This window comes from uncultured Campylobacter sp., from assembly GCF_938018145.1.
In the GTDB taxonomy this organism is placed as follows: domain Bacteria; phylum Campylobacterota; class Campylobacteria; order Campylobacterales; family Campylobacteraceae; genus Campylobacter_A.
This window is the reverse complement of record NZ_CALIII010000153.1, coordinates 1-2,949: the sequence shown is the minus strand read 5'-3', so window position 1 is coordinate 2,949 and position 2,949 is coordinate 1. Positions and strand designations below refer to the sequence as shown.

The window sequence follows — 2,949 nt, the reverse complement described above, 5'->3', positions numbered from 1 at the left end:
AAAATTGAGATTTAGTCGCAAAGTATAGCAAAACCAGGCTAAATTTATGCGCGTTAGATTTCTGTTATGCTTATTACGTCAAAATCCGGCGATTTTTTTACAAAGGATGAAAATGAAAAAGACTATTTTGGGATTTGCGCTATTTTCGGCGCTTGCGTCGGCGGTACTGGGCGGCGAGACGATCGAAGTTTATAAAAGCCCGGACTGCGGTTGTTGCGGAAAGTGGGGCGAGATAATGAAAAAAAGCGGCTTTGAGATCGTAGAGCACAAAACGAACGCGATAATCGAAACAAAAAACAAGTACGGCGTTCCGCCGGAGCTATCTAGCTGCCACACCGGTATAGTCGGAGGTTACGCTATCGAGGGGCACGTGCCGGCTGAAGAGATAAAGGCGCTTTTAGCTGCCAAACCGTCTGACGTCGTGGGTATCTCGGTACCCGGCATGCCGCTGGGAAGCCCCGGCATGGAGCAGGGCGGCATCGTCGAGGATTACGATGTGATTGCGTTTAAAAAGGACGGCACGAGCGAAGTTTTTGCAAGCTATAAAAACGGCAAGAAGGTAAAATAATTTAGCGAGATCGGCGTAAAATTTACCAACGCCGCGGCCATCGTTTTACCGGCTTTCGCGGCGATTTTTACCGCGAGACTATTTTTTAAATTTGAGTGCCACATCTTGTCAAATTTGGCGCAAAATCAAGCTAAATTTAACCCCATCGGCTGTATTATTAAGATAAATTTGCAAAGGAGCGGGCGTGGCGAGATTGATTTTTATCCTGTTTATTTTGGGTTTTCTTGCGTGGCTTTATATGGGCGGGACGACCAAAACGGTGGCTGATTACAAAGGCATGAGTCAAGAGGAGCTTGAGGCTTTGTGCCTTGAGAAAAAGGACAAAAAGGCCTGCCAAAAAATAGCGATCGACTTCGTAAACGGCGCGAAGGCAAACGGCGGCAAACCGCAGTTTTAGGATTTTGCGCGTTAAATTTAACGGCGCAAACTTGGGTCAAATTTTATAAATTTAACCATCGGTATTTTTGCGGTGCGGGTCTAGGCGCGTCAAATTTGGACTCAAATTTAAATAATTTTTGCAAATTTGAGCCAAACGGCGCATAAAATAAGCAATATTTGTATTACAAGTTTAGCGCGGAGCTTAAATTTGCGCTCAAATTTAAGCCAAAAGCAAGGCACGCATGCGGCCAAAAGCGCCAAAACGCGGCAAAATAGCCTCCGCGGCTCTCGCTCGCGCCAGTGGCGGCAAAAATGCGCTTTCAGTTTAAAATTCCCGATTTTCTGCTATAATCGCCGCATTTCATTTTAATTTTTTAAGGATTTTAATTGCACCCCAGTAGCGCCGACTCGCTTTTTATGATCGCTCTCGCGTTTTTCTTCGTATTTCTAAACGCTTTTTTCGTCTTATCAGAATTTTCCATCGTCAAAGTCCGTAAGAGCCGCCTAGAGGAGCTTGCAAAGGACAAAGTGCCAAACGCGAAAACCGCGCTTGATATGTCAAACAATCTCGACACCTACCTCTCCGCCACGCAGCTAGGCATCACGCTAAGCTCATTGGCTCTTGGCTGGATCGGCGAACCCGCGGTCGCTAGACTGATAGAAGAACCGCTAAAAACATACTTTAATCTAAACGATATCTTAGTCCATACCGTCGCGTTTGCGATCGCGTTTACGCTGATCACGCTCATGCACGTGGTGCTAGGCGAGCTAGTGCCAAAGTCCGTCGCCATCGCAAAATCCGAAAAAGCCGTCCTAGCTATCGCGCGTCCATTGCATGTATTTTGGGTGGTTTTCTCGCCGCTTATCAAGACTTTTGATTTTCTAGCAGGCGTTTCGCTTAAAATTTTAGGCATCAAGCCCGCCAAAGAGAGCGAGCTAGCCCACTCCGAAGAAGAGATAAAAATCATCGTGGGCGAGAGCCTAAAAGGCGGCGTTTTAGATAGCTTTGAGACCGAGATCATCAAAAATGCGGTCGATTTCTCCGACACGGTGGCTAAAGAGATCATGACTCCGCGCCGCGATATGGTCTGCATAAACAAGCAAAAAAGCTACGAAGAAAACATCAAAGTGATCTTTGACTCCAAATACACGCGCTATCCATATATCGACGGCAGCAAGGACGCGATACTAGGCATGATTCATATCAGAGATATCTTGCAAATCGATCTGGGCAACAAAAAGCGCGAATTTGACAGCATCGTGCGAAAATTTGTCATCGTGCCCGAAAACCTCTCGATATCTAAAATCCTCGTGATGATGAACAAACAGCAAATCTCAGCCGCTCTAGTCGTGGACGAATACGGCGGCACGGCGGGGCTTCTTACGATGGAAGATATAATGGAAGAGATCTTGGGCGACTTTAACGACGAGCACGACGACGCCGACCCGCACTACAAAAAAATCAACGAAAATATCTACGAGTTTCAGGGGCGCTTTGATTTAGAGAGCGTCGAGGAGCTGATGGGGATCAGCTTTGCTGACGAGACCGAGGAGCTAACGATCGGCGGATACGTCTTTAATCTAATCGGTCGCTTGCCGGTCGTGGGCGACAAGATCGAGGACGAAAACTGCTACTACGAGGTGCGCAAGATGGACGGCGCTAGCATCTCAAGCGTCAAAGTGCGCAGAAAAATCGAAGAAAAAGAGGACGAGGACTGAGTAAATTTGCGCCTTGCTTTTGCGAGCAGAGCGTAAATTTGGTTTTAAATTTGAGGCGCGGAAACGGCGTCTTAAATTTAACGACTCTAAATTTAAAAACGTTGCCGCACTTGAAACCGGCACGAATTTAAGCCATTTCGTCAAATTTGAGTTTACGGTTTTTGCTCTAAATTTATCGCCGTTTGGCCGAGTCTTGCGGGATTGTCGCTAAATTTGCGCAAAGCATAAATTTAAATTCGTCTTGCTAAATTTCAGCCGATTTTTCTCTTAGGCTCTCTCAAAAT

At 46.3% G+C, this 2,949-nt stretch carries 3 protein-coding genes; all 3 read left to right on the top strand.

The window, feature by feature from the left end; translation table 11 throughout:
• The first annotated feature begins 112 nt into the window (after positions 1–112).
• Positions 113–568, top strand: a complete 456-nt coding sequence (locus tag Q0338_RS03480) for a DUF411 domain-containing protein (RefSeq protein WP_298085549.1) — start codon at positions 113–115, stop codon at positions 566–568.
• Positions 569–752: 184 nt separating this feature from the next.
• Complete coding sequence (locus Q0338_RS03475) at positions 753–965, top strand: hypothetical protein (protein ID WP_298085548.1); 213 nt, start codon at positions 753–755, stop codon at positions 963–965.
• A 368-nt stretch (positions 966–1,333) separates the two neighbouring features.
• A complete protein-coding gene (locus Q0338_RS03470; protein ID WP_298085547.1) occupies positions 1,334–2,665 on the top strand; it encodes a hemolysin family protein in 1,332 nt (443 codons plus the stop codon).
• The last annotated feature ends 284 nt before the right edge of the window (positions 2,666–2,949 follow it).

Excerpts from the sequence above, each read along its gene's own strand:
- Q0338_RS03480 (WP_298085549.1), top strand. The coding sequence starts at position 113 with ATGAAAAAGACTATTTTGGGATTTGCGCTATTTTCGGCGCTTGCGTCG.